Annotated in this window: 22 protein-coding genes; 13 read left to right on the forward strand and 9 right to left on the reverse strand. The window is 48.1% G+C overall.

Annotated elements, in window-relative coordinates; all coding sequences use genetic code 11:
• The 11 genes from LY85_RS15305 to LY85_RS15355 all read left to right on the forward strand — a co-directional run bounded on the left by LY85_RS15305 (position 1) and on the right by LY85_RS15355 (position 10,742).
• Positions 1-747, forward strand: a complete 747-nt coding sequence (locus tag LY85_RS15305; protein ID WP_141827337.1) for an ABC transporter ATP-binding protein — start codon at positions 1-3, stop codon at positions 745-747.
• 133 nt (positions 748-880) lie between these two features.
• Positions 881-2,098: an ROK family protein gene (locus tag LY85_RS15310; RefSeq protein WP_185741241.1), complete on the forward strand. Its 1,218-nt coding sequence runs from the start codon at positions 881-883 to the stop codon at positions 2,096-2,098.
• A 70-nt stretch (positions 2,099-2,168) separates the two neighbouring features.
• Complete coding sequence (locus tag LY85_RS15315; RefSeq protein WP_141827339.1) at positions 2,169-3,107, forward strand: DMT family transporter; 939 nt, start codon at positions 2,169-2,171, stop codon at positions 3,105-3,107.
• Positions 3,104-4,225, forward strand: coding sequence for an iron-containing alcohol dehydrogenase family protein (locus LY85_RS15320; RefSeq protein ID WP_141827340.1), 1,122 nt, complete (start codon positions 3,104-3,106; stop codon positions 4,223-4,225). The genes LY85_RS15315 and LY85_RS15320 overlap by 4 nt, the downstream gene beginning before the upstream one ends.
• Positions 4,226-4,258: 33 nt before the next feature.
• On the forward strand, positions 4,259-5,086 hold the full coding sequence (locus tag LY85_RS15325; RefSeq protein ID WP_141827341.1) for a transketolase: 828 nt from the start codon (positions 4,259-4,261) through the stop codon (positions 5,084-5,086).
• A 1-nt stretch (position 5,087) separates the two neighbouring features.
• Entirely contained in the window at positions 5,088-6,068 is a 981-nt protein-coding gene (locus LY85_RS15330; RefSeq protein WP_141827342.1) for a transketolase C-terminal domain-containing protein, read from the forward strand.
• Positions 6,043-7,140: a M24 family metallopeptidase gene (locus tag LY85_RS15335; RefSeq protein ID WP_185741242.1), complete on the forward strand. Its 1,098-nt coding sequence runs from the start codon at positions 6,043-6,045 to the stop codon at positions 7,138-7,140. Before LY85_RS15330 ends, LY85_RS15335 begins: the two co-directional genes overlap by 26 nt.
• Before the next feature lie 13 nt (positions 7,141-7,153).
• Positions 7,154-7,648 (forward strand): RpiB/LacA/LacB family sugar-phosphate isomerase, encoded by a 495-nt coding sequence (locus tag LY85_RS15340; protein ID WP_141827344.1) that lies wholly within the window; start codon positions 7,154-7,156, stop codon positions 7,646-7,648.
• Complete coding sequence (locus LY85_RS15345) at positions 7,645-8,325, forward strand: transaldolase family protein (protein ID WP_141827345.1); 681 nt, start codon at positions 7,645-7,647, stop codon at positions 8,323-8,325. Before LY85_RS15340 ends, LY85_RS15345 begins: the two co-directional genes overlap by 4 nt.
• Positions 8,326-8,349: 24 nt before the next feature.
• A complete protein-coding gene (locus tag LY85_RS15350; RefSeq protein ID WP_141827346.1) occupies positions 8,350-9,663 on the forward strand; it encodes a fucose isomerase in 1,314 nt (437 codons plus the stop codon).
• 14 nt (positions 9,664-9,677) lie between these two features.
• Positions 9,678-10,742, forward strand: a complete 1,065-nt coding sequence (locus LY85_RS15355; RefSeq protein WP_141827347.1) for a transaldolase family protein — start codon at positions 9,678-9,680, stop codon at positions 10,740-10,742.
• Between the two features lie 285 nt (positions 10,743-11,027).
• On the opposite strand, the gene LY85_RS15360 is transcribed toward LY85_RS15355, so the two are convergent.
• The 6 genes from LY85_RS15360 to LY85_RS15385 form a co-directional block, all read right to left on the reverse strand.
• A complete protein-coding gene (locus LY85_RS15360) occupies positions 11,028-11,360 on the reverse strand; it encodes a cupin domain-containing protein (protein WP_038322825.1) in 333 nt (110 codons plus the stop codon).
• Between the two features lie 39 nt (positions 11,361-11,399).
• Positions 11,400-11,783, reverse strand: coding sequence for a DUF1667 domain-containing protein (locus tag LY85_RS15365; RefSeq protein WP_243122582.1), 384 nt, complete (start codon positions 11,781-11,783; stop codon positions 11,400-11,402).
• 12 nt (positions 11,784-11,795) lie between these two features.
• A complete protein-coding gene (locus LY85_RS15370) occupies positions 11,796-13,061 on the reverse strand; it encodes an NAD(P)/FAD-dependent oxidoreductase (protein ID WP_141827348.1) in 1,266 nt (421 codons plus the stop codon).
• Entirely contained in the window at positions 13,042-14,544 is a 1,503-nt protein-coding gene (locus tag LY85_RS15375) for an NAD(P)/FAD-dependent oxidoreductase (RefSeq protein ID WP_243122583.1), read from the reverse strand. The genes LY85_RS15370 and LY85_RS15375 overlap by 20 nt, the downstream gene beginning before the upstream one ends.
• Positions 14,545-14,672: 128 nt before the next feature.
• Positions 14,673-15,707, reverse strand: a complete 1,035-nt coding sequence (locus LY85_RS15380) for a sugar-binding domain-containing protein (RefSeq protein WP_141827349.1) — start codon at positions 15,705-15,707, stop codon at positions 14,673-14,675.
• Positions 15,708-16,106: 399 nt separating this feature from the next.
• On the reverse strand, positions 16,107-17,441 hold the full coding sequence (locus LY85_RS15385) for a RuBisCO large subunit C-terminal-like domain-containing protein (protein WP_141827350.1): 1,335 nt from the start codon (positions 17,439-17,441) through the stop codon (positions 16,107-16,109).
• 479 nt (positions 17,442-17,920) lie between these two features.
• Between LY85_RS15385 and LY85_RS15390 the strand changes: the two genes are divergently transcribed.
• Positions 17,921-19,417, forward strand: a complete 1,497-nt coding sequence (locus LY85_RS15390) for an iron-containing alcohol dehydrogenase (RefSeq protein ID WP_141827351.1) — start codon at positions 17,921-17,923, stop codon at positions 19,415-19,417.
• A 182-nt stretch (positions 19,418-19,599) separates the two neighbouring features.
• On the forward strand, positions 19,600-21,093 hold the full coding sequence (gene glpK / locus LY85_RS15395; RefSeq protein WP_141827352.1) for a glycerol kinase GlpK: 1,494 nt from the start codon (positions 19,600-19,602) through the stop codon (positions 21,091-21,093).
• 80 nt (positions 21,094-21,173) lie between these two features.
• Here the strand turns inward: glpK and LY85_RS15400 are convergent, their stop codons facing one another.
• From LY85_RS15400 to LY85_RS15410, 3 genes are read right to left on the reverse strand one after another with little or no spacing between them, the layout of a single operon-like run.
• Complete coding sequence (locus LY85_RS15400) at positions 21,174-21,815, reverse strand: RpiB/LacA/LacB family sugar-phosphate isomerase (RefSeq protein ID WP_038322831.1); 642 nt, start codon at positions 21,813-21,815, stop codon at positions 21,174-21,176.
• 51 nt (positions 21,816-21,866) lie between these two features.
• Positions 21,867-22,793 (reverse strand): transketolase family protein, encoded by a 927-nt coding sequence (locus tag LY85_RS15405; RefSeq protein WP_141827353.1) that lies wholly within the window; start codon positions 22,791-22,793, stop codon positions 21,867-21,869.
• A gap of 4 nt (positions 22,794-22,797) precedes the next feature.
• Positions 22,798-23,619: a transketolase gene (locus tag LY85_RS15410; protein WP_141827354.1), complete on the reverse strand. Its 822-nt coding sequence runs from the start codon at positions 23,617-23,619 to the stop codon at positions 22,798-22,800.
• Positions 23,620-23,627: the final 8 nt, after the last annotated feature.

The following is a 23,627-nucleotide window of genomic DNA, read 5'->3' on the forward strand; positions in this document are numbered from 1 at the left end:
GTGGCTGAAGACAGAATCAAAGTAAAGGCAGACCACATTACAAAAAAGTTCGGTGATTTGCTTGTCCTGGACGATATATCCTTTGAAGTGAAAAAAGGAGAGTTTTTATGCATTGTCGGGCCGACTGGCTGCGGCAAAACAACCTTTCTCAACAGCCTGACCAAGCTGAATGAGCTTACCGCGGGTGAAATTTATATTGACGGCGAACCGGTGAACCTGAAAAAGCACAACATCGCTTATATTTTTCAAGAGTATTCCACAATGCCGTGGCTGACTGTGGAACAAAACGTCCGGTTTGGCCTGAATATTAAAAAGGTACCTGAGGAAGACCAAAAAAAGCGGGCGGAAGAGGTGATGGAAATGGTCGGACTGACTAAATTCCGCGACTACTATCCAAAACAGCTTTCCGCCAGTATGCTGCAAAGAGTGGTTATCGCAAGGGCGTTTGCCGTGCATCCGGAACTGCTGCTGATGGATGAGCCCTACGGTCAGCTTGATATCGAGCTTCGCTTTAAGCTGGAGGATGAGCTGATCAAGCTCTGGCAGAAGGAGAAAACAACCATCATCTTTATTACGCACAATATTGAAGAGGCGGTCTATATGGCGGAACGCTGTCTGATCCTCTCCAATAAGCCCACACACATTAAAGAAGAAACCGTGATCGATCTTCCCAGGCCGAGGAATGTCGCCAGCCCGGATTTTATCGCAAAGCGGCAGTATATCACCGATCAGATCAAGTGGTGGTAAAAAGATGGTTTTGAAAGGTTTTAGGTGGGCTTAGCGCTAGAAAATCACCTAATGGAAGAAATTCTTTGCGGACCTATTCAAAATTCATCATAATTAATTTATAATTATGAAAAAAGCAAAGAGAGGCAGTACCATGGAACAGGGAATCGTTGAGAGCAGAAAAGACCTGAAAAGAAATAAAATAATCAGTACGGTCCGGTACAACGAAATGATCTCAAGGCATGAAGTTAAAAAAAGGACCGGCTACAGTATGACGACTGTGCTGAATACCATCAATGACTTAATTGAAAAAAAACTGCTCGTGGAGGAAGACTGCGATTCTGTCCGGGTGGGCCGCAGGCCCACATGGCTGCATATCTGTCCGGATGGGCAATATTTCATTGGCGTGGAGTTCAATGCGGACAGCCTGAACTGTGTGGTGGTGGACTTTGCCTTTCAGGTGATTTTTTCTGTAAATGACAGGCTTTATTCAACGGATACGCCGGAGAGCATCCTTGAAAAGATTGAAGCCGCTATTCGCCGTGCGCTGGACTTCGTGGGGGAAGATAAGTCCAGGGTCCTGGGAATCGGTCTCGGACTGCCGGGCTATGTGAACAAGGAAAAAGGACTCGGGGTGGAGTACGCATATATCAACGGATGGAGGAACATCCCCATTCAATGGATGATTGAAGAAAAATTCGGCTATAAGGTCATCATTGAAAACAACATCAACACCATGACGATAGCCTACCGCTGGATGGAGTATGGGGAAAGAGCAGACGATTTTGTCCTGCTCTCCATGAAATACGGTCTCAGGATGGGTATGATCATTGGCAATAAGCTGTATTCCGGCAATAATGGGACAGCGGGTGAAATTGGCCATGTCCGGCTGGTAAACGGTTACCGTTATTGCTCCTGCGGCAAAAAAGGATGTTTGGATACGGAGGCTTCCTTCAAAGCGATAAAGACCAAAATCATCGAACGGATGGAATGCGGATATTTTGCCGATATCAAAGAGATGGTTCAGGGCGACATGGACCGCTTTTCTATGAGCATGTTTGTAGAGTCCGCATTGCAGGGAAATCCCGATTCCGTCGATCTGATGAAGGAGACAGCCGTTTATTTAGGAGAAAGCCTTGCGATGGCGCTGGCGGCCATTAATCCCAAGCAGGTGATTATTGCGAGCAAAAGCGGAATGGGCGGAGAGGTCTTTTCCAATATGGTCTATGGTGTGATTCAGGACAGCGTGCCCTCTGCGCTTATTGAAAATTTCAGTGTCAAATGCATCAAGGCGCAGGATAATATCGGTGCGGTCGGAGCCGCTATGATGATCATGGAGAACGAATACCAGGTGGCGCAGGAAGAAGTTTGAGGGAAGTACAAAATTTTCCTCATGCCTGCTGAATTATATCGAAATCGATAAAATTTTGAGGAGAAAAATCATGAAACTAAAATCTGTAACATCGTTGCTTTTGCTTTCAGTCATCTGGGGCGTTTACTATGTCGCGACCCAAAGAGCTGTCAGGGTTTTGTCGGTTTTTTCGGTAGGGATCGCAGTTCGTTTTATCACGATGATGATTCTTGCGGCCATCATGCTGGCCGATGGAAAGTTTACGGACCTGTTCCACACAAAAGGGGTGACCAAAAGGCTGTTTCTGATAGGGGGGTTCGGTTATCTTCTGGACCTGACCGCCTTTATCGGTCTCTCGGTTTCTCCGGCGGGCAGCGGTACCGCGCTTTTGAAATGTGATGTTCTGTTTGTAAATATCATTTCGGTGCTGATTTATAAATACAGATTCACCCGCGCGGACTGGGCCTGTTCCATGGTAATGCTTTTTGGGGTTTTTCTGGTAATGGGGATCGATTTTTCCAGCTTCCATTTGGGCGATACGGGCAATGTTTTTTTTATTCTCAGCGCCCTGTTCGTATCTATCAATGCTTTCCTGATCAAAAGCGTGCAGACCAGCAAAGTAAGCGCGGTAAGCGATAATGTGGTTGCGTTCTATAACAATTTTATCACTATGGCGCTCTTCGCGCTGTCTGCGCTGTTTACCGGGGATTTCCGGCAGCTTGCAAAAATCGGCGGGAATGTATCTGTTATTTTGATACTGCTGATCTGCGCTGTCGGCCAATCCCTGATTTATGTCGTTTACTATTATAACCTCAGACGTTTTCCCGTATGGATCGTAAAGGTCTTTCTGCTGCTGATGCCGGTTGTTGCGGCACTGGTCTCCTATATGGCTTTCGGCGAAAGGCTGGTACCGATGCAATATGCCGGTATGGCGGTAGTTCTTCTCGGAGCCCTGGGAATTCTTCTGGAGCAAAAGAAAAAAAGCCAATTTCAGCAAAATACCGTGACGGAAGGAGTAAAAGAAAAATGAAAGAACAATTCAGTTTTTATATGCCGGTTAATATCCGGTTTGGAAACGGCATAACAAAAGAATTAAACCAATATGTGAAAGGGAACAGCGTCCTCCTGATTTGTGATCCGTTCCTTTATAAGTCCGGCGTGGCGAAAACGCTGGGCGATGCTATGACTGAAAAAAACACTGTGTATTTCAGTGAAATCGAGCCAAACCCATCCTGTGAAAGTGTGGATAAAGCGGCGCGTGCCGCTCGGGAAATTCAGGCAGGCTGCGTGATCGGGCTGGGCGGCGGAAGCGCAATGGATGTTTCCAAAATTGTTTCCTGCCTAGTGACCAATCCGGGAAGTATCTACGATTATTACGCCGGCGGAAACCGTGCGCTTGAATCAAGGAAAGCACAGCTGGTCCTGATACCCACAACAGCGGGGACAGGAAGTGAAGTTACAAACGTCGGCGTGTTTACCAATCAGAGGGCCGGAATCAAAATGCCGATGGTAAACGACTGCTTCTGGGCGGACTGCGCAATGATCGATCCCGAACTCACCTATACCCTTCCGCCCGCCGTCACTGCCTCCACCGGAATGGACGCGTTCTGCCATGCGATAGAAGCTTACTGGAACAAAGAGTCGCAGCCTTTATGCGACATGCTGTCGCTGGGCGCGCTGGAACTGGTTCTGAAAAACATCAAAAAAGCTTATGACACGCCGTCCGACAAGGAAGCGCGCGCGTCAATGATTCTGGCGAGCCTGACTGCGGGGGTCTCGTTCAGTCAGACAAGGACCACCGGCATTCATGCGCTGAGTTTCCCGCTCACGACGGAATTCGGGGCCAACCATGGGACTGCCTGCTCCATAACGTTGCCCGCGTTTATACGTCTCTGCTACAAACAGGCAAAGGAAAAAATGGAGAAGCTCATGCGTTACCTCGGCTATTCGGGAATCGATGAATTTGCGGACGCGGTTGAGCGTTTGATGGAAAGTATGAAAATGCCCGTGCGTCTTCATCAGCTCGGGGTCAGGGAATCCGATATACCGCATATTGCAGAAGTGGGTTTAAATGCGGCGATTATCCAGCTGACGCCTGCCGAAATGAACGAGGAAACCGTGTGCGGACTTTTGGCATCCATTCTGTAAGGTTCTCACAGATCAATTGAAGGAGCCACTATCATGAATAATAAGGTACAAATGCTTCAGGCGAAAGCGGATGAAATCCGGAAGCTGACAATACAGGAGATCGGAGAGCTTGGGGTAGGGCATATCGGAGGCTGTCTTTCTATCTGTGAAGTGCTTTCCGCCCTTTACTTCGACATTATGAAAATCGACGCGGAAAACCCGAAAATGGAGGATCGCGACCGTTTCGTACTGTCCAAAGGGCATGGCGGCCCGGCAGTCTACGCCGCTTTGGCTCTGAGAGGCTTTTTGAAAAAAAGCGAGCTGGCTACGCTGAACAGGCCGAATACCCATCTGCCCAGCCACTGCGACCGGAACCTGACGAACGGGATCGATATGACCACCGGTTCGCTGGGGCAGGGATTTTCGGCGGCGGTCGGTATGGCCGCGGCGGCAAACATGGACCATAAAGACCTGTTCGTCTATACCGTTATCGGTGACGGCGAAAGCCAGGAAGGCCAGGTCTGGGAGGCTGCCATGTTTGCCGCCGGCAGTCAGCTGGACCATCTGATCGCGTTTACCGACTACAATAAAATGCAGATTGACGGGATGATTGAAAGCATCAACGGACTGTATCCCCTGGATAAAAAGTGGGAGGCTTTCGGCTGGCACGTCCAATCGGTGGACGGGCACAATATTCAGGAAATTCTGAATGCCGTCGACAATGCGAAAAAGATACCGGGCAGACCCTCCATGATTCTGCTCAACACTATTAAGGGCAAGGGCGCATATTTCTGTGAAAACATGGTCAAGTCCCATAATATGCAGATTACGCCGGAGATGTGGAAAAAAGCGGTAGACTTACTGGATCGGGAGGAAGCATAACATGGAACTGGAAAACAGATGGCTGCGCGAAACCTATGTGGACCTGCTGCTGGAATATGCACAAAAGGATGAGAGGCTGGTTCTTGTTGAGGCGGACCTGATGCTTGCGGCCGGTACAAAACGTTTTGCCGAAAAGTATCCGGAAAGGACTTTTGACGTCGGCATTGCAGAGGCGAATATGATCGGTGTCGCCGCGGGAATGGCGGCTATGGGCAAAATTCCTTTTACGCATACCTTTACACCGTTCTCGACCCGCCGCGTCTGCGATCAGGTCACGTTATCGGTTGCATACGCAAAGCTGAATGTAAAGATGATGGGGAGCGATCCGGGCGTGACCGCGGAACTGAACGGCGGAACTCATATGAGCATGGAGGACGTCGCCATTATGCGCAATATTCCCGGAATGACGGTGTTTGAACCCACGGACAGCGCGCAGTTGAAAAAAGCGTTTCCTCAGATTATGTACCATGACGGTCCGGTGTATATCCGCCTGCTCCGGAGAAACGCGGTCAGAATTTTCGAAGATGACTGCGAATTCCAGTTGGGTAAAGGCATTGTCCTGAAGACCGGCCGGGACGTGACCCTCGTTGCCTCCGGCATCATGGTTGCGGAAACAATGGAAGCCGGAAGGCTGCTTAACGAAAAAGGAATCGATGCGGAAATCATCAACATCCATACGGTAAAACCCCTGGACACCGAATTGCTGCTGGAAAGCGCCCGTAAAACCGGTGCGGTGGTCACGGCGGAAAATCATACCGTAATCAACGGGCTCGGCAGCGCAGTTGCGGACTGCCTGAGTGAGCATTTTCCCGTACCGCTGCAGAAGGTCGGCGTAAAAGATCATTTCGGAGAAGTCGGACTGACCGAATTTCTGAAAGAAAAATATGGACTCAAGGCCCGAAATATCGTGGAAGCCGCCGAAAAAGCAATCGCCATGAAGGATGGGAGGGGATCGAATGCTGAACAAAAATCAGATTGCTGATTTTCAGGAAAAGGAGCAGGTCCTGCGGGGAATTCTCCGGGATAAGGGTGCTGAAGCGCTTTTGCTGAGCAATCAGAACGATTTCAGCTGGCTGACAGGGGGCCGCGGGTTTATTGGCACCGCTTCCACCGCAGCCTGCGGTACTGTTATGGTTACAAAGGACAGGACTTATCTGGTGGCGGAAAATATTGAAGCAGCCCGCCTTTATAAAGAACAGCTTGGGGAAAATCCTTTTGTGACCGTAAAAGAGTATCCCTGGCAGGAGCCGGGAGAGAAAAGTAAAATTCTTGACCAAATCTGCGGCGTCGGAAAAAGATTGGATACCGGTGAGGTTGGAAAGGAACTGTTCGATGCGCGCACGCGGATGAGTACCTACGATATTGAACGTTACCGCGATATTTGCCAGACCGCCGCGAAGGACCTGGAAGAGGTCTGCCGTACGCTCAGGTCCGGTATTACCGAGTATGAACTGGCCGGGCAGCTTGCCCGGAAATTCTGGGCAGACAATCTGGAACCGATCACTCTGCTGATCGGTTTTGATGAAAGGGCGCTTCGGTACAGGCATCCCGTGCCAGCGGGAGCGGCCCTGAAAAATTATGCGCTGATCGCCGTCTGTGCCCGCAGGGGCGGGCTGATCGCTTCTGCGACAAGGCTTGCGGCCCTGAAAGACCCCGGGAACGAGATCAGGGAGCGGCAGAAGGTTTCCGCGTATGTGGATGCAGTCTTTGCGGTAAATACGTTGCCGGGGCGCACAGTGGGCAGCGTGTTTGATTCGGCGCTTGCAGCGTATACGGAAAAGGGGTATGCGGATGAATGGAAGCTCCATCATCAGGGTGGCCTGACCGGATATACCGCCAGAGAGCTGAAAGCCGTAAGCGGCAGTACCCATGTCATCCGGGAAAATGAAGTGTATGCGTGGAATCCTTCCGTGCAGGGTACCAAGTCGGAAAATACCATTTTTATTACGAAAGACGGATTTGAAAATCTGACCCATACAGGCGATTATCCTTATCTTACTTTTGAAATAGACGAAAAAACAGTCATGACAGAGGACATCCTCATTTTAGGCTAAGGAGGAAAAAACATTGAAGAAGATTATTATCGGTTCAGATAAATCGGGTTTTACTCTGAAAGAGGCCGTCAAAACCCATCTTTGCGAGCAGGGGTTTGAGGTAGAGGACTGCGGAACGCAAAGTCCGGAAAAGGGAATGACGTTTTACGAGGTCGCTCCTGTTGCCGCAAAAAAGATACAGGACGGCGAATTTGAGCGCGGAATTCTGATTTGCGGAACGGGCATGGGTATGTCCGTTGTGGCCAATAAATTCAAGGGTGTTTATGCGGCAGCCTGCGAAAGTACTTATGCGGCGGAAAAATGCCGCGCGATCAACGACGCGAACATCCTGGCCATGGGTGGCTGGATGATCGGAGAGGTTCTCGGCTGTGAGATGGCCGATGTCTTTCTGCATACGGAATTTACCCAGAATCTGGAGGAATGGCGACAGAAGTTCCTCAGGGGTGCGCGCGAGCAGGTGAAAAATATCGAAGAGGAAATTTATCGACAGACGGAGGGAAAAGAATGAAATATTTTTTAGACAGCGCTAAGCTGGACGAAATTCAATACGCTTATGAAAACTACGGGATCGACGGCGTTACCACCAATCCGAAGCATATTAAGCTAAGCGGGAAGCCTTTTATGCAGATTGTAAAGGATGTGGCGGCTTGGATCAGGGAAAATGGGCTGGAAGGCGCCGATCGATTTCCTGTATCCTTCGAAATTAACCCTCATCTGGAGAAAGCGGCGGACATCATCGCCGCGGCAAAGGAAATTTCTTCTTTTTCCCCGAACTATGTTATTAAAGTCCCCTGCACGGAACAGGGCCTCATTGCCGCAAGGAAGCTGGAGGAGATGAATGTACGCACTAACGTCACACTTGTGTTCTCTCCGTCTCAGGCAATCCCCGTCGGAAAGCTCGGGGCAAAATTTGTTTCTCCCTTTGTGGGCTGGAAAGAAAACAGCGGAGACGACGCATTGGGATATATCGAAAAAATTGTTAAAATTTACAGGACCTTTAATATTAAGACGGAGATCATTGTGGCGGCGGTCCGCAACGGAAAGCAGATCGGCGATTATGCCGAAATCGGCGCGGATATCGTGACCTGCGGGCTTGACGTTTACAAGGCGAGCTTTGAGCATCCGTTCACCGCTTACGGGATCGGCGTATTCCGTGAAGCGTGGGACAGTACGGTTCAATCCTGACACACCGAAAAGGAGGAATGAAATATGCAAAAGGTTAAAGTGGGAGTAGTATGTCTGACCAGGACAACCTACGATTATAAAACTGCCCAGGAAATTTATAACAAAGCGATGGAAGACCTGAAGAAAATACCGGATGTCAAATGGGTATTTGAAGAGCAGGCGGTAATCGAAATAGAGGACGCTGAGAACGCTGCCCAAAAGATGCTGAAAAATAACGTGGACGGACTTGTAATCATCAGCGGTACTTTCCATTTAGGTCATCTGGCTCTGATCTTTAATAAATACATAAAAAAGCCAATTCTGCTGTGGGCGTTCGACGAGCTTCCCTATGACGGCGGGAAAATCCGTCTCAATTCCGTATGCGGTCTGAACCTGAACGCGTCTAATCTCTATAAGGCGGGCAACGACCATTATACCTGTACCATCGGCGGAAGCATCGACAAGACATGGCTTGCGGCGCTGCGGGTAAAAGCTGCGATGGAAAATGCGAGGATCGGTCTTGTGGGCTATCGGGCGCACGGTTTCTTTAACGTGGGAACCGACGATCTGGACGTTTACCGGAAAACGGGTATCCTGATCGATCATTTCGAAATTTCCGATATGTTTTCCCAGCCGGTTGACGACAGCGAAGTAAAAAAAGAGCGGGAAGAAATTCTCAGACTCTTTAACTGTAAAGAGCTCACCGACAGACAAATTGAGAATGTCGCGCGTCTGTGCGTGAGCGCGGCGAAATTTATGCGAAAATATCAGCTCACCGCCGCCGCCATCCGCTGCTGGCCGGAATACGCGGCAAACTATGGTGTGTCGCCGTGCGCAACCATGTCCATCCTGCAGTCCCGCGGAATGATCCTTGGCTGTGAGGGGGACATAGAGGGAACCCTCTCCATGCTGGCTGCCAGGGCCATGGGCGCTGAAACGCCGTTTCTCGCCGACCTTTCGCAGGTTGACCTGAAAGAGGATTTTGCCCTGATGTGGCACTGTGGCGTCGCACCGCTCAATCTTTGGGACGGCAAATGCGAAAGAACGCTCGACACCTATTTCGCAGGCGGAAAGGGCGTGACCGCAGGCTTTGTTATGAAAAGCGGACATGTAAACATGATGCGCATCGATACCGCCCGCGGAAAAACAAGGATGTTCATTGCCGCCGGGGAAGCGGTTGATATGGAAAAACAGCTTTGCGGCACTTACGCCAAGGTAAAATTCGAACAGCATATCACGGAGGTGCTGGACAAGGTAGTATACACGGGCCTTGCGCACCATGTCACGATGGTATATGGCGAATACAGAGATATCATGAGAGCGTTCGCAAAGATGATGGACTATGAAATTATAGAATAGCCGGAGGTAAAGAAATGAGTGAGTATAAAGGAAAACTGCACGAAACCGCCGTTCGATTTCCTAATACGGATGTTTGGATGGACTCCTGCGGCGAAGAAGAACTGAACTACGGCCTGGAACGCGGGATTGTAGGTGCTACAAGCAATCCGATTATTGTTGGCGCGGTCATTAAAGAAGAACTTCCTTTTTGGGAAAAAAAGATCAAAGAGCTTCTGGTTGAGATGCCTGACGCAACGGAAGACGACATTGCATGGAGCCTAATCTATGAGGCGGGCCGTGAGCGGTCGAGAAAGCTCCTTCCGGTATTTGAAAAATACAAGGGAAAAAAAGGAAGGCTTTCCATTCAGGTAAACGCGAAGTACTACAGGAATGCGGATAAAATGCTGGAACAGGCCATCTTTCTTAATTCCCTCGGCAGAAACATGCAGGTAAAAATGCCAGCGTCCAAGGCTGGCATCAAAGCAATGGAAGAAGCTACCTACCACGGCGTGAGCATCAACGCTACGGTATCCTTTACCGTAGCTCAGGCTGTGGCTGTAGCGGAAGCAGTGGAGCGCGGATTGGAACGAAGAAGAAAAGAGAACCTTCCAGTCGAGGACATGTCGCCTGTTTGTACAATTATGATCGGCAGGACGGATGACTGGTTGAAAGAATATGTCAAGAATGAAAATTTCGTTCTTGACCCTGAATGTCTTGAATGGGCGGGAGTCGCCGTCATCAAGGAGGCTTATCGGATCTATAAAGAACGCGGCTATACGACAAGGCTGCTGTCCGCAGCGAACCGTAACCATTACCACTGGTCGCAGCTGATCGGCGGCGACCTTGCCATGACAGTCAATTATGTATGGCATAAAAAGATCAACGCATGTAATATTGAAGTAAAGAATCGGATAGATGAGCCGGTGAATCAGAGATATCTGAATGAACTCAATAAACTGGCAGAATTTCATAAATCGTTTGATGAAAACGGGATGAAGCCCGAAGAGTTTGAAAAATACGGCGGCTTCCGCAACACGCTTTCTACTTTTCTTTCGGGATATGACGACCTTGTCAGGCTCGTAAGGAGTTATATGATTTGAAAAAATAAAAATTCGGTGCGTAAACCCTTTCGGGTGCCTCTGCGGTCGGTTTTCAAGGTCCGATTGCCGGCTGAAATATTATTTTGGAAAAGAATTGCGGCCTTTCTGATATTTTCAGAAAGGCCGCAATTACTTAGGGTATTTACCAAAGGCGTCTGCTATAAAGGGAAGGTGTTATTTTAGATACAGAAGTCCGAAACCTCACAGTATATAAAGAACAGTTACGGGCACTAATTGAGAAAGGAAGGAACCCATACTGTGTTGCAGTTAGGAATAGCTCATTTTCTATATTGCGGCATGAAACCAAAAAACCTTAACGGGAATGGAATCAATATCTTTTTTAATGGTATGAGGCATATTTGCAGGAACAATGAAAGATGTTTCAGGCTCAATTTTGAATTCTTGACTTCCAACTTTGGCCCAGCCGGTTCCTTCCAGCACTAGAAAGCCTTCCTGATCTGCATGATTTCCAGGAGCCGGATATTCTGTTTTTGTGTGAATACTAATTCCTGCAGAGCATCCCGCTACGCATCCGTTTTCCTCTTTCAGCATGTAATGTGTAATGTACGGCTCTGTTTTGCCGGCTGGAATATCTTTAAGGCGCTCATAATATTTCATAATCAAATTTCCTCTCTTATGGAATAGTAAAATCAAAACTTATACGAGTTGAGCATATTTGACGCTGATGTTGTTTGTGGCCACCAAATCAACGCCGGTTCCTCCAATATTGGACTTGACAATCGTTCCCAATGCTACCGGGGCCTGCAATTCGATTTTACATATTTCTTTCATGCAGTCGAATATTTTCCCTTTGCTGATCGCGTCTTTTGTTTTGACCGGTAAAAGGGGGGGATCACCATTTTTTATTTTTATTGTGGAGGTCAAAATCCGTTTTGGCGAAATCAATTCATTTTGAGCATATTCCAATCCTTTTTTACAGGTATATCCGCTGATATCTTGAATACTCCCGCCGTCATGGCTGATTTTGATGCTGCATCCCTTTGGACAACCGATGCAAATGATTGTTTTTTTCTCAATCACCTTTCTCATCTCCTATTTAATGATTGAAATATCAATATTATCGAGGTCACTTCGTAAAAGGTTTGCAGGGACAGGAAGCGCCAGCATCGAGCCCGGTGTTACAGCTTCTTTTGAAAAATTTGCGATAACCTTTCCGCCATTGTCCTTTACCACAATGCTTACGTCCCTGTCCGGATGTTTTACACGCATATAAAGCCTGACGGATTTCTCTGCTGCGTCATCAAAATCTATGAACTGTGGAACAACATAGCCGATATTGTCTCCGTGAGTGACCGATATTCTTTTCTTTCTTGCATTGAGTTGGCTGTTTATGTACTCGGCAGCGGCTTTTCCTGCGATTTCACTTTCCATAGTCACATTGTCCACAACATCGTGAACATGCAGGACGTTCCCGCTGGCAAAGATCCAGGGTACACTGGTCCGGCGTTTTTCATCTACAATCGGCCCTTTGGTAACCGGATCCAACTGAACATTGATCTTTTTAGACAGTTCGTTTTCCGGTATTAAACCGACGGATAATAATAATGTATCGCATTTTATACGTTTTTCCGATCCCGGAATTGCTTTTAGCTGTTTATCCACTTCGGCAATCGTGACTCCTTCAAGCCGCTCTCTGCCATGAATATTGGTAACCGTGTGATTTAAGTAAAGCGGAATATTATAATCGTCCAGACATTGAACTTTGTTACGGACTAAGCCGGTAGAATAAGGCATGATCTCCAAAACACCTTTTACATTTGCTCCTTCCAAAGTCAGCCTTCTTGCCATGATCAACCCGATGTCACCCGACCCCAGAATCACAATTTCTTTACCGGGCAGATATCCTTCCACGTTGACGTATCTCTGTGCGGTTCCGGCGGTCATCACACCTGATGGCCGTTCTCCGGGAATCGTCAATGCTTCGCGGGTTCGTTCACGGCAGCCCATTGCTAAGATGACTGCTTTTGTATCGATCTCAAACAATCCGTCAATGTGGTTAACGGCGATAATTTTTCTATTATCAAGAACGTCGATTACCATAGTGTTCAATTTAACGTCAATGTCGGTTTCTTTCACCTTTTTGATGAATCTGTCGGCATACTCGGGACCGGTCAGCTCTTCTTTAAAGTACTGAAGACCGAAACCGTTGTGAATGCACTGCTCTAAAATCCCACCCAGGCTGGATCCTCTTTCGCAGATAAGAATTTTTTCAACACCGTTTTTCTTTGCCTCCAGAGCTGCCGACAGGCCCGCCGGCCCGCCGCCGATAACAACGATATCATAATACAATCTTTTCATGATCTCTCCTCGCTTCCTGTAAAGACAAGTCTTTGTTATTAAATGCCAGCACATAGGAACCTTTTCCTTTTTTTGTGACTTCAAGAGGAGAAATGTTCATCTCATGTTTTAAAATATCCAATACTCTGGGTCCGCAGAATCCGCCTTGGCAACGCCCCATTCCGGCGCGTGTCCTGCGTTTGACAGCGTCGATATTTGTTGCGGGAATCGGGCGGTGAATTGCATCAATAATTTCCCCCTTGCTCACTGTTTCGCACCTGCAAATGATGGTTCCGTAATCGGGATTCTTTTTGATCAACTCATCCCGCTCCCCGTAGGAAAGATCCCTAAGTACAATTGGTTTCGGACGGTCGATTCGATAATTTCCTTTTTCCGTAAAGTTTAGGTCATAATGAAGGCCTCTGACCAAATCCTCAACCATCATCGCAATTGCGGGGCAGGAGGACAATCCGGGCGACTGAATTCCTGCTACATTGATAAATCCCTTTACTGTCTTTGCGTATCCGATTATAAAATCTTCTCCTGTGGCGGCGGCTCTCAGCCCTGTAAATGTGGTAATGACGTCGCCCATGCGGGGAAGTTTCGGGAAAATACGGGAAATGATCTTTCCATAGATTTCTTCCAGCCCTTCATATGTTGTGGAAACGTCTTCCTTGTCATCCAGCAACTGGGCGTTGGAACCTGCCAGAATGTTCCCCTCTGTAGTGGGAACGATAATCATACCTTTTGAAATTTTTGTCGGCGAGGAGTAAATGGTATGCTTTACGTAATCACCCCACTTTTTATCATACAGGAAATACTGGCCTTTTCTCGGCTTGATTTCAAAATCGATATTTTCCACCATTGCCGCAACCTTATCGGCGAAAAGCCCGGCCGCATTGATTACCACCTTAGCTTCAATAACTCCTTTATTGGTCCGTACCGCTTCGACCTTCTGATTTTTTACAAGGACTCCCTGAACCTCTGTGTTTAGCAATACTTTGACGCCGTTTAAGACCGCATTTTCTGCCAAAGCCCTCGTCAATTCGAAGGGATTTATGGTGCCGGTGTTTGGATTGTAAAGCCCGAACATTGCTTCCGGATTGATATTCGGCTCCATTTGACGGAGTTCTTCCTTTCCGACGATTCTTAATCCCTTTACCCCGTTTTTTTGGCCATTAGCCATTTGTTCTTTCATGACTTTCATATCGTCATCTTCAAAGCCAATGACAATGGATCCGATGTTTTTTACATATGGAATATATAAATCTTTGCACAGTTTTTCAAAATATGGATTTGCTTTCAAAACCAGTTTACCCTTTAATTTCTGACTGTCCACATTGTAACCGTCATGAACCATGGAGGAATTAGCCTTGCTTGACCCCATGCAAATATCACTTTCTTTTTCGACCAGCACGATATCCAGATTATATCGCGCCAGTTGATGAGCGATTGCCGAGCCAATGACTCCGCCCCCAATAATGATAATATCCGTTTTCATCATTTACTCCTCTTTTCAATGTGATAAAGTAATATTCTGCCAGTATTATATTGCCGCCTTGAAATTCTATCAACATGGAAAATATTTTCCTTATGTAAAAAGCACTGATAAAGCCGCCCTTCGCGGATCGCTTAAACCGAAATCGCTTGACCTTGCTTTTGCGTGTGGGATGTCATTTTTCTGTTTAGCTTTAAAATGGAGTTTCCCAGCATGTAATCCGTAATCAATACATCAATGAGATGTCCCTTTAAAGCGGACCAAACTGAAAAAGCTTTCCCTTCTCCGGAAGAAATGGTGATTTTTGTTTTGATTTTTTTAAATTTTTCAAAATCAATGGAAATTGTCCTGTCGATCAAGTCGGTGTTACATTCCTTTCCGCACTTGTCAAAAAAACGAAGGGCGACATCGCCCACAACATTTTTACTTTGCAGATCTTCTACCTCGGACTGATTCAAATACTCTTTTTTGGCCAACACCGAACTCAAGGTCGGATAATAGGAACCAATTCCGTTAATTGAAATATCAATATTATCAAACATCTCAAATACGGTTTGAATATTTTTTTCATTTTTGATTGAATTCGCAACGTTTTTGTTGCTCATAAGCCCTTCTGTCAACAAATAGTACTTTCTCCCTGAAAAAGCTTTTGCCATCCTTGAAACAAGCGTACGCACATCAAGTTCATTGTCGCAGCATGCAATACTTCCGTGAAGCGTAACAAACGATGCGTCAACCTTTTGACAGGGATTCAAATAGTTAATCAAATAATACATATGGCTTCCCCATGTAATCCCGAGGATGTCATTTTCTCTGATGATTCTCTGAAGATATCTGGCCCCTTCCAAAGCGACCAACTTTTTGACGTTATTGCAGCCGGAGATATTATTTTCAACTGAATTCGCCATTGGGGTGGGTGCGATGATGACATCTTTTAGCCCGAATGTTTTTTGCAGTTCCTCTTCCAGACGAATGCAGTCTATATAAGGATCACGAATCACAAATTCCACAATCTTTTCTTCTTTTGCCTTTTTAATAAGTCGCGAAACAGTCGTGATGGATATATTCAGCATTTCGGCAATCTCATTTTGGGGAATGTCTTTTATGTAGTAGAGATAAGCGGCTTTGAGAATAATAAAAGTTGATTGATTGTAAACTTCAGACTCCATATTTTACCTCCGTCTTAATTTCAAGCAGCATATTGAAACAACAAATCTTCTTGATTTGAAAGCATACGAGTAAATTTGTTATATAATAATTGCATATAATATTTGTTTAATTTATATTAATTTTGTATGTTGTGTAAATTATATTGCTACTTTCAATTATTAACAAGAGGGAAAATATTTTCACACTGATATTTTCAAGACTCCATACCCTTTACAAGAGCAATGGAGGTGCTTATGGGCCTCCATAAAGCAAACTGGCGTCGCTTTAAAACGACGCCAGTTTGCTTTTGACGGAAGGAATTCTGTATCAGGACAGTTTTATTCGCTGTCCTCTTTGGGGACAGGTCCGCGCCGTAAGAAAAGTGGAGTGATGGGGGGAACGGACCGGAAACGTATGTATCAAAGAGCGTAATTGTCTTTCACGTTGGTCTCGCCGTAGATGCCCCATATTTTGATGGCACAAGCCAACTCTTCGCAGGATTTCGCGGCTTCTCTGAGGTTGACGCCTTTCATGGTTGCATCCATAGCGACTCTCATAGCTCTTGCACCGGCGGCTGGGCCCATCGGATGGGCATGTATACCGGCGCCAACGCCAAGCAGAACATCGGGGCCGATGTCGTCTACAAGCTGTGGAACAAGTCCGGGAATGACTCCTCCGCCAACCATCGGCAGAGTGGGCTTCAAATCATAGAATTTTGCAGCCGAGGCGATACAGTTCTTGATATATTTTGCCTTGGTAATATCAAATTTGCCGTAAGGCGGCTCCAGCAGCATCGTATCTGCACCGCACATCCTTGTGAGTTTGGTCAGCACAAGTGAGCTGACGCCCTGATACTGTGAAACCGTCCAAGAGGCACCGAAGCAGCAATGAGAAAGAATCGGAACCGTGATCTTAGGATCTTCGGCAAGATCCCTCAGAGCGGACAAACCGATACCAAAGGTATCTACCATAAGGCAGTTCGCACCAGCGTTGATGGCTTTGTATGCATTGTCTTTAAGACGAGAGATTTCGTCCGTAATGTTGACGGCATACATGGTGACTTCCCCCTTGATCTTGTCGGCTCTGTGTGCGGCATCCATGTTCTTTTTTACACGTTCTTCAAGAGAGTTGAATGACCTGTCGCCGCCGATCAATTCATCATCTTTGATGAGATCCACACCGCCGACTGCTGCTTCATAGAAAAGCTTTGCGCCGACATCCGGAGTATAACCGGTGCAGGGCTTGATCATGTTGTTCAGTAACGGCCTGCCGTATGCGCCGAGGATCTTCCTGATGCCGGCGATACCGAATTTGGGACCTTTGAACTTTGAAACATAACTTTTTGGAAAATCAATGTCAAGAATTCTCAGATAGGGCATAGCGGTGACATTACCCAGGATAGTGGCAAACAGCAGAGGGATGTTGTCTTCGATATTGACGGTCGGATACCCCATTCTGACGATGTACCACCGTTTGCCGTCCTCGGCAATGTCGTCGTTGACATTTGACTGATTTTCATAGTCAGGTACTTCGTAAATGGCAAGAATTTTGGCTGCGTAGTTGATCCTTACTTCCTCTGTCTCTTCGGGAACATCGACCCATGAGCCTGTGGTCTGTTCGATTCCGATTGCAGTCGCCTTAATGATAGGATCTTCATTCTTCCTGCAGGCAATCAGATATGTTGCAACACATAACTCATCAAGATTGACTCCTTCGTACATCGGGTTGAGAATCGAACTGTAAAATCTGTTCATACTAAAAAATACCTCCATTTTTTTATTTGGTGATTCTATGCGTATTATATGGGAACCTTCACTTTTCAACAACATAGAAAATATTTTCACATGCCTCCGTCGCCTTATCCGTCAAACGCCAATGTGGACTTGCCGCCGTTTCCGGAATTTACGGATATTGCAAGTTGTACCAATCTCATTTTCCGATTCCGTCTGTTAACCGCGAAATGGAATTGCACACAGGATTTGCATCTGTCAGGTCCGTAAAGAGGTGGTTTTGGACCCACTTGAAATTATTTTCTAAAACTGAGTTTAATATTGAAATTATTTTCTATAATTGGTCCTTGCAATTTTTTTCAATGTGTCTATTTGGATTGCGATAGGTTATTATGAATAATATAGTCCGGCTAACAGGTGGATAAAATGTACATTTAGTACTATATTTTCACAGCGTTTGGAATCCATCTTTAGAGCCAATAACATCTGAAAGAAGGGCGATTATGTTAAACCGTCTGCCGCCGCTCGTATACAAATACGATGTTGGCAACATGAAAGATTTAAACCGGCGCATTGCGCGTTGGTCCGATTATGAGCAGATTCCCGAAATCGAAATGAAAGGCGTTATTGAGGGACAGAATGCAATATTCCAGCTTCCACAGATACTGCAGTCTTTGGGAGTGCAGGCAGGGTGCCGCGTGCTTGCCGTAATGGATGAAACGGTCATGCTGCGCAGGGGTGAAAAACTGAAAGAACTGGTGCTCGGCCTGCTTGCAAACGCTGGTTATAAGATCGAGCGGCTTGTTCTAGAGGGTGATTCCTATGGAGTGGTCCATGCGGAATTCAGCCAGGTGGAAAAGGTTATGGCCCGCTTGGATGAGCGCTGCGCCGTGCTGTCCATCGGTTCCGGCGTAGTTACGGACATAACCAAGCACTCCTGCTACTGTTACTGTGATGAAAAAGGGATCAGGCCGCTCCCACTGGTTTCCTTAATGACGGCCAACAGTGTGCCTGCCTACACATCGCCTTCATCCATCATTATGAAGGATCATGTCAAACGCACGTGGCCTTCCCGCGCTCCGGACATTATTCTTATGGACATTCAGACGCTGATGGACTGCCCGTTACATTACACCGTAGGCGGAGTAGGCGACCTCTTCCCGGTATTTTGCGCATTTGCCGACTGGTATCTGGCCGACTGTATGGGCATGTCAAATTTTGTCGACGGTTCCTGGCGGATTATGGACGATGTCAAGGAACTTCTGGCCCCTTATATGGAGGAGATCGCGAACCGTACATACGAGGGGATGGAAGTTTTGGGCAATTGCCTGCATCTGACCGGCCTAACCATGATGTTTGCCAGAGATTCCGTGCCAATGTCAGGCTATGAACATGTCATAAGCCACATGTTAGATATGAGCGCCGCCTACGACAAGCGTAAGACGGGGCTGCACGGCCAGCAGGTTGGTGAGGCAATGATACTGTCACTGATCAACATAGAAAAGCTTTTCAGCCGTCTGGACAGGGAACTTGCCTCCGGCGGGATCAACATCGACAGCTGCTATCCGGCTGCCGACAAAATGGAAAAAATCGTGCTTCGTGTTTTTGAGCCGCTGGACCCTTCCGGAAAGATGGGCCGCGAATGCTGGAGCGACTATGCGGTCAAGCTTAAAAATTGGACGGATGCCCGTCCGAAATTTGAGGCATTTCTGAAGAATTGGGACACATACCGCGCCGTTTTTTCCGGCCTGTTACCCTATACCGCGCTGGAATGTGCCCGAGCGCTTAACCGGTCAAAGCATCCGCTGCTGTTCAGCGAGCTTGACGCCCCCATTACTGAGGAGCGGGTCCGCTGGGCTGTGCGCAATGCCAATCTTATGCGTAAGCGCTTTACTTCCGACGATCTGGTCTATTATCTCGGCTGGTTTGATAAGCAATGGGAGGACGACATCTTCACAAGGTTCTATGATATTGTGAAAGCCGTACGTACAGAAGACTAGACTTGAAAGCTTGAAATAATGCGTGGTTCCGTAGGCTGGTAATTCGCAAACTACGTCTGTCCGGATTCGTATTTCTGATTGTAAGTGCTGTTCATGCAGCAATCTGGAAGCCTTCTTAATTATTTAGTGAAAAAACGGAGCGGTCCGTTTATCAATATTATTTTTTATTAGGAGGAGTTCAAATGAAAGATTATATTCTTTGCATCGATGAAGGTACGACGAGCACCAGGGCGATTATTTTGAATCATGACGGCGACTGGATTGGCATCGCGCAGAAAGAACTGACCCAGATATATCCGAAACCCGGCTGGGTGGAGCACAATCCTGTTGAAATGTGGAAGTCAACGATTGAGGTTATTAAAGGTGCGATTGATGATGCAGGCATTACGGAAGATCAGATCGAAGCGATCGGTCTTACAAACCAGCGGGAAACAGCCGTTGTATGGGATAAGAATACGGGAATACCGGTTTATAACGCGATTGTCTGGCAAGACAGAAGAACCGCCGAGTATTGTGACGAATTAAAGGAAAAGGGATACGGCTCCATCTTCCAGAAAAAAACCGGTTTGATTGTGGACCCTTATTTTTCCGGAACAAAAGTCCACTGGATACTTGAAAATGTGCCCGGAGCACGGGAAAAAGCTAAAAATGGCGAACTGTTTTTCGGCAACGTCGACAGTTGGATTATGTACAACCTGACCGAAGGCAAAGAGCATATAGAAGACTACAGCAATGCAAGCCGGACCATGATGTTCAATATTCGCGAGCTGAAGTGGGATCAGGAGCTTCTTGATATTCTGGAAGTTCCGAGTAACATGCTGCCAGAGGTTAAAGAAAACAGCGGATTATTCTGCAAAGCTACGGCAATCTTTAAGGAACCGATTCCGATTACCGGTGTTGCAGGCGACCAGCAGGCCGGAACATTCGGCCAGTGTGCTTTCAAAAAGGGCATGTCCAAATTTACCTACGGTACCGCCGGAGTTATTGATGTAAACTGTGGCGACACAGTCCCTTCGTTCGACAACGGCATGACTACAACTTTAGGCTGGGTCCTGAATGGCCAACCTACATATTTGGCAGAGGCTACTGTGTACTGCTCAGGTGCGGCTGTGCAATGGCTGCGTGACGACATGAAATTTATTGAGGCAACCCCCGATTCCGAATTTTTTGCCAACAAGATTGCGGACAGCAAAGGGGTGTATGTGGTACCGGCTTTTACGGGTCTGGGCGCTCCCTACTGGGATCCTTATGCCCGCGGCACAATCGTGGGTCTTGCAAGAGGCTCCGACAAAAATCATATCATACGTGCTACCCTTGCTTCCTTGTCTTATCAGACGAAAGATCTGTATGATTGTGCACTGGCCGGTCTGGACCAGAAAATCTCAATGCTGAAGGTGGACGGGGGAGCCTGCCGAAACAACCTGATGGCGCAGTTCACGGCCGACATCCTGAATTGTGATGTCGAACGTCCAAAGAACGTTGAGACCACCGCCACAGGCGCCGGATATCTTGCCGGACTTGCGGTGGGCTTCTGGAAAGATCTCGATGATGTCGCCTCTACCCGAAAGATCGACAGAGTATTCAAGCCATCCATGAGCGAGGAAAGTCGCGATGCATACTATAAAGGCTGGAAACGCGCCGTCGCCGCAGCGATGGCATGGAGCAGTGCAAGATAAAAATGCGGCCATCACTTTTCGTGATGGCCGCTTTTAGCTGAAATGTCGAAAGATCACTGTGCAGTTGGATTGTCGCTTGCTTATTCGCCTACGACTGATTTTACAAATGCGGTAAGAGCCTCGTCCTTACTGTTCGCGTAAAAAAGCTCTTTAAAGTGCGCACCGCCGAGAGCGCCCTTCAGCAGTTCCTGATCGATGCCCTTCAGGCAGGTAATGATATCGTGGAAATTGTTTGCCCTTACGGCGTCAAGAATCTTCTTGTTGCTGCGCTCGACCTGCTGTTTTTCCTTCGGATAGCCGCCGCCGCTCTCGCAGCCGAACAGTTTTTCAAAGATATATTCCAGATTGCACTCCGCGCCCCAGCCGAAGCCCTTTGCAAAGGGAAGGGAAATCGAGTTGCCGTCGTTGATCTGTGCAAACATGAAAGCGTCGCTCGGGTCGACCACATGGCCGCAGATCACGCCGGGGAAGCTGTTGAGCGCGAGCATGGCTCCTTCGCCGGTGCCGCAGCCGGTAATGACATAATCGGCCGCGCCGCTGTTCAATAATACGGCGGCCAGAATGCCGTTCTGTACATAAGTCAGCCATTCCTTATCCGTTGCCGTATACATGCCGTAATTGTATACCGTATGACCCATTGGTTCGACTACCTTTTTCAGTACGCTGCAGATCAATTCATTTTTGGAAGCCTGGCTGTTTTCGTTTATCAGTGCTATTTTCATGGTATCTCTCCTTTATTTCCTCGGGCCACATGACGCCGTCCGGGGGATTTTTTATAAAATGGTTTTTATCTGCTTCAATACGGAATCCGTGTCCAGATCGTATTCACGCAGAAGCTCATCCGGTTTTCCGGATTGGCCGAAACGGTCCTGCACCCCGATTTTTTTGAACCGGAAATCGCCTTTGCCGATCAGCACGGCGGATACCGCGTCGCCTAGACCGCCGATTACGCTGTGCTCTTCGATGGTGACTGCCTTTTTGCACCGGGAGGCATAACGCAGCACACAGTCCTCGTCGATCGGCTTGATGGTATGGATGTTGACTACAGAAGCGGATACTCCGCTTTCCGACAGTCTCGCCGCGCACTCCAGCGCGGTAGCCACCATAATGCCGCAGGCGAACAGGACAACGTCGCTGCCTTCGCGCAAAACATTGGCTTTGCCGATTTCAAACGGCATTTCCCGCTCGAATACCGGAGACGCGGGCCTTGCAAGACGCAGATAGGCGGGGCCTTTTATAGCGGCCACCGCGTTGACGGCGCGCTTCGCTTCGTTTGCGTCGCACGGCACAATCACCGTCATGCCCGGAATCACGCGCATCAGCGCAAGGTCCTCAATGGCCTGATGGCTGCCGCCGTCCTCGCCAAGAGTGATTCCCGCGTGCGTCATGCCCAGCTTCACGTTGAAATTCGGGTACGCAACGCTGTTGCGCACCTGCTCGTACGCGCGCCCCGCGCCGAAGATGGCAAACGTGCTGCAGAACGGGATGAATCCCATCGTGGAAAGTCCCGCGGCCATGGAGATCATGTTTGCTTCCGCGATTCCGCCGTTAAAGAAACGTTCCGGATATTTTTCGGCGAAGCCGTTGGTCATGGTTGCGTGCGCCAGATCGGCGTCCAGAACGACGACCTTGCCGTTTTTTGCTCCAAGGTCGACCAGCGCTTCCCCGTAAGCGGCTCGTATTGCTTTTAATTCACTCATTCTATCAGCCCTTCATTTCTTCGAGCGCGGCATCCCGCTCGGCGGGAGAGGGTGCTTTCCCGTGCCAGCCCACTTGATTTTCCATAAAGGAAACACCTTTTCCTTTGACCGTATGTGCCAGAATGCATTTCGGTTTTCCCGGCCTTGCGGGAATTTCCAGCGCGTTGATCACCTGGCCGATCTCGTTGCCGTCGGCCAGCTCGATCACGTCGAACCCAAACGCTTCGAAGCGGTCCCGCAGATTGCCCAAAGCCATGACCTGATCGTTGGTGCCGTCGATCTGCAGCCCGTTGTTATCGACCATCACCGTCAGATTGTCCAGCTTGTAGTGGGCGGCCGCGGTGCATGCTTCCCAGACCTGTCCTTCCTGCAGTTCGCCGTCGCCGAGGATCGTATAGACCTTCTGGGGGCCTTTCGCCGCTTTGGCTCCCAGCGCCATCCCCACGGCGATGGAAACGCCCTGGCCGAGCGAGCCGGTCGAAGCGTCCACGCCGGGGACTTTTTTCGCGTCCGGATGGCCCTGAAGAATACTGTGAAGCTGGCGGAAATTTTTGAATTCCGCCTTGTCGAAAAATCCCATTTCGCCCAGAACCGCATAATAACACGGAGAAGCGTGCCCTTTGCTGAGCACAAACCGGTCCCGCGCCGGGTCGTCCGGATTTTTGGGGTCTACTCTCATCTGTGTGCAGTATGTCGCGGCGAGCAGCTCCACCATGGAAAGCGAGCCGCCCGGATGTCCGCTGGCCGCGCCGGCGACCATTTCAATAATGTCGCGGCGCAGTTGCGTGCATAGGGAAACAAGTTGTTGATTGTCCAGTCTTTTCATCTAAATAC

Origin of the sequence: Clostridium sp. KNHs216, from assembly GCF_006714885.1 — a bacterium.
Classification (GTDB): Bacteria; Bacillota; Clostridia; order Oscillospirales; family Acutalibacteraceae; genus Caproiciproducens.

Bases quoted from the DNA above. Each gene is read 5' to 3' on its own strand.
- LY85_RS15310 (WP_185741241.1), top strand. From the start codon at position 881: ATGGAACAGGGAATCGTTGAGAGCAGAAAAGACCTGAAAAGAAATAAA.
- LY85_RS15315 (WP_141827339.1), top strand. From the start codon at position 2,169: ATGAAACTAAAATCTGTAACATCGTTGCTTTTGCTTTCAGTCATCTGG.
- LY85_RS15320 (WP_141827340.1), top strand. From the start codon at position 3,104: ATGAAAGAACAATTCAGTTTTTATATGCCGGTTAATATCCGGTTTGGA.
- LY85_RS15325 (WP_141827341.1), top strand. From the start codon at position 4,259: ATGAATAATAAGGTACAAATGCTTCAGGCGAAAGCGGATGAAATCCGG.
- LY85_RS15330 (WP_141827342.1), top strand. From the start codon at position 5,088: ATGGAACTGGAAAACAGATGGCTGCGCGAAACCTATGTGGACCTGCTG.
- LY85_RS15335 (WP_185741242.1), top strand. From the start codon at position 6,043: ATGCTGAACAAAAATCAGATTGCTGATTTTCAGGAAAAGGAGCAGGTC.
- LY85_RS15345 (WP_141827345.1), top strand. From the start codon at position 7,645: ATGAAATATTTTTTAGACAGCGCTAAGCTGGACGAAATTCAATACGCT.
- LY85_RS15350 (WP_141827346.1), top strand. From the start codon at position 8,350: ATGCAAAAGGTTAAAGTGGGAGTAGTATGTCTGACCAGGACAACCTAC.
- LY85_RS15355 (WP_141827347.1), top strand. From the start codon at position 9,678: ATGAGTGAGTATAAAGGAAAACTGCACGAAACCGCCGTTCGATTTCCT.
- LY85_RS15360 (WP_038322825.1), bottom strand. From the start codon at position 11,360: ATGAAATATTATGAGCGCCTTAAAGATATTCCAGCCGGCAAAACAGAG.
- LY85_RS15370 (WP_141827348.1), bottom strand. From the start codon at position 13,061: ATGAAAAGATTGTATTATGATATCGTTGTTATCGGCGGCGGGCCGGCG.
- LY85_RS15375 (WP_243122583.1), bottom strand. From the start codon at position 14,544: ATGATGAAAACGGATATTATCATTATTGGGGGCGGAGTCATTGGCTCG.
- LY85_RS15380 (WP_141827349.1), bottom strand. From the start codon at position 15,707: ATGGAGTCTGAAGTTTACAATCAATCAACTTTTATTATTCTCAAAGCC.
- LY85_RS15385 (WP_141827350.1), bottom strand. From the start codon at position 17,441: ATGAACAGATTTTACAGTTCGATTCTCAACCCGATGTACGAAGGAGTC.
- LY85_RS15390 (WP_141827351.1), top strand. From the start codon at position 17,921: ATGTTAAACCGTCTGCCGCCGCTCGTATACAAATACGATGTTGGCAAC.
- glpK (WP_141827352.1), top strand. From the start codon at position 19,600: ATGAAAGATTATATTCTTTGCATCGATGAAGGTACGACGAGCACCAGG.
- LY85_RS15400 (WP_038322831.1), bottom strand. From the start codon at position 21,815: ATGAAAATAGCACTGATAAACGAAAACAGCCAGGCTTCCAAAAATGAA.
- LY85_RS15405 (WP_141827353.1), bottom strand. From the start codon at position 22,793: ATGAGTGAATTAAAAGCAATACGAGCCGCTTACGGGGAAGCGCTGGTC.
- LY85_RS15410 (WP_141827354.1), bottom strand. From the start codon at position 23,619: ATGAAAAGACTGGACAATCAACAACTTGTTTCCCTATGCACGCAACTG.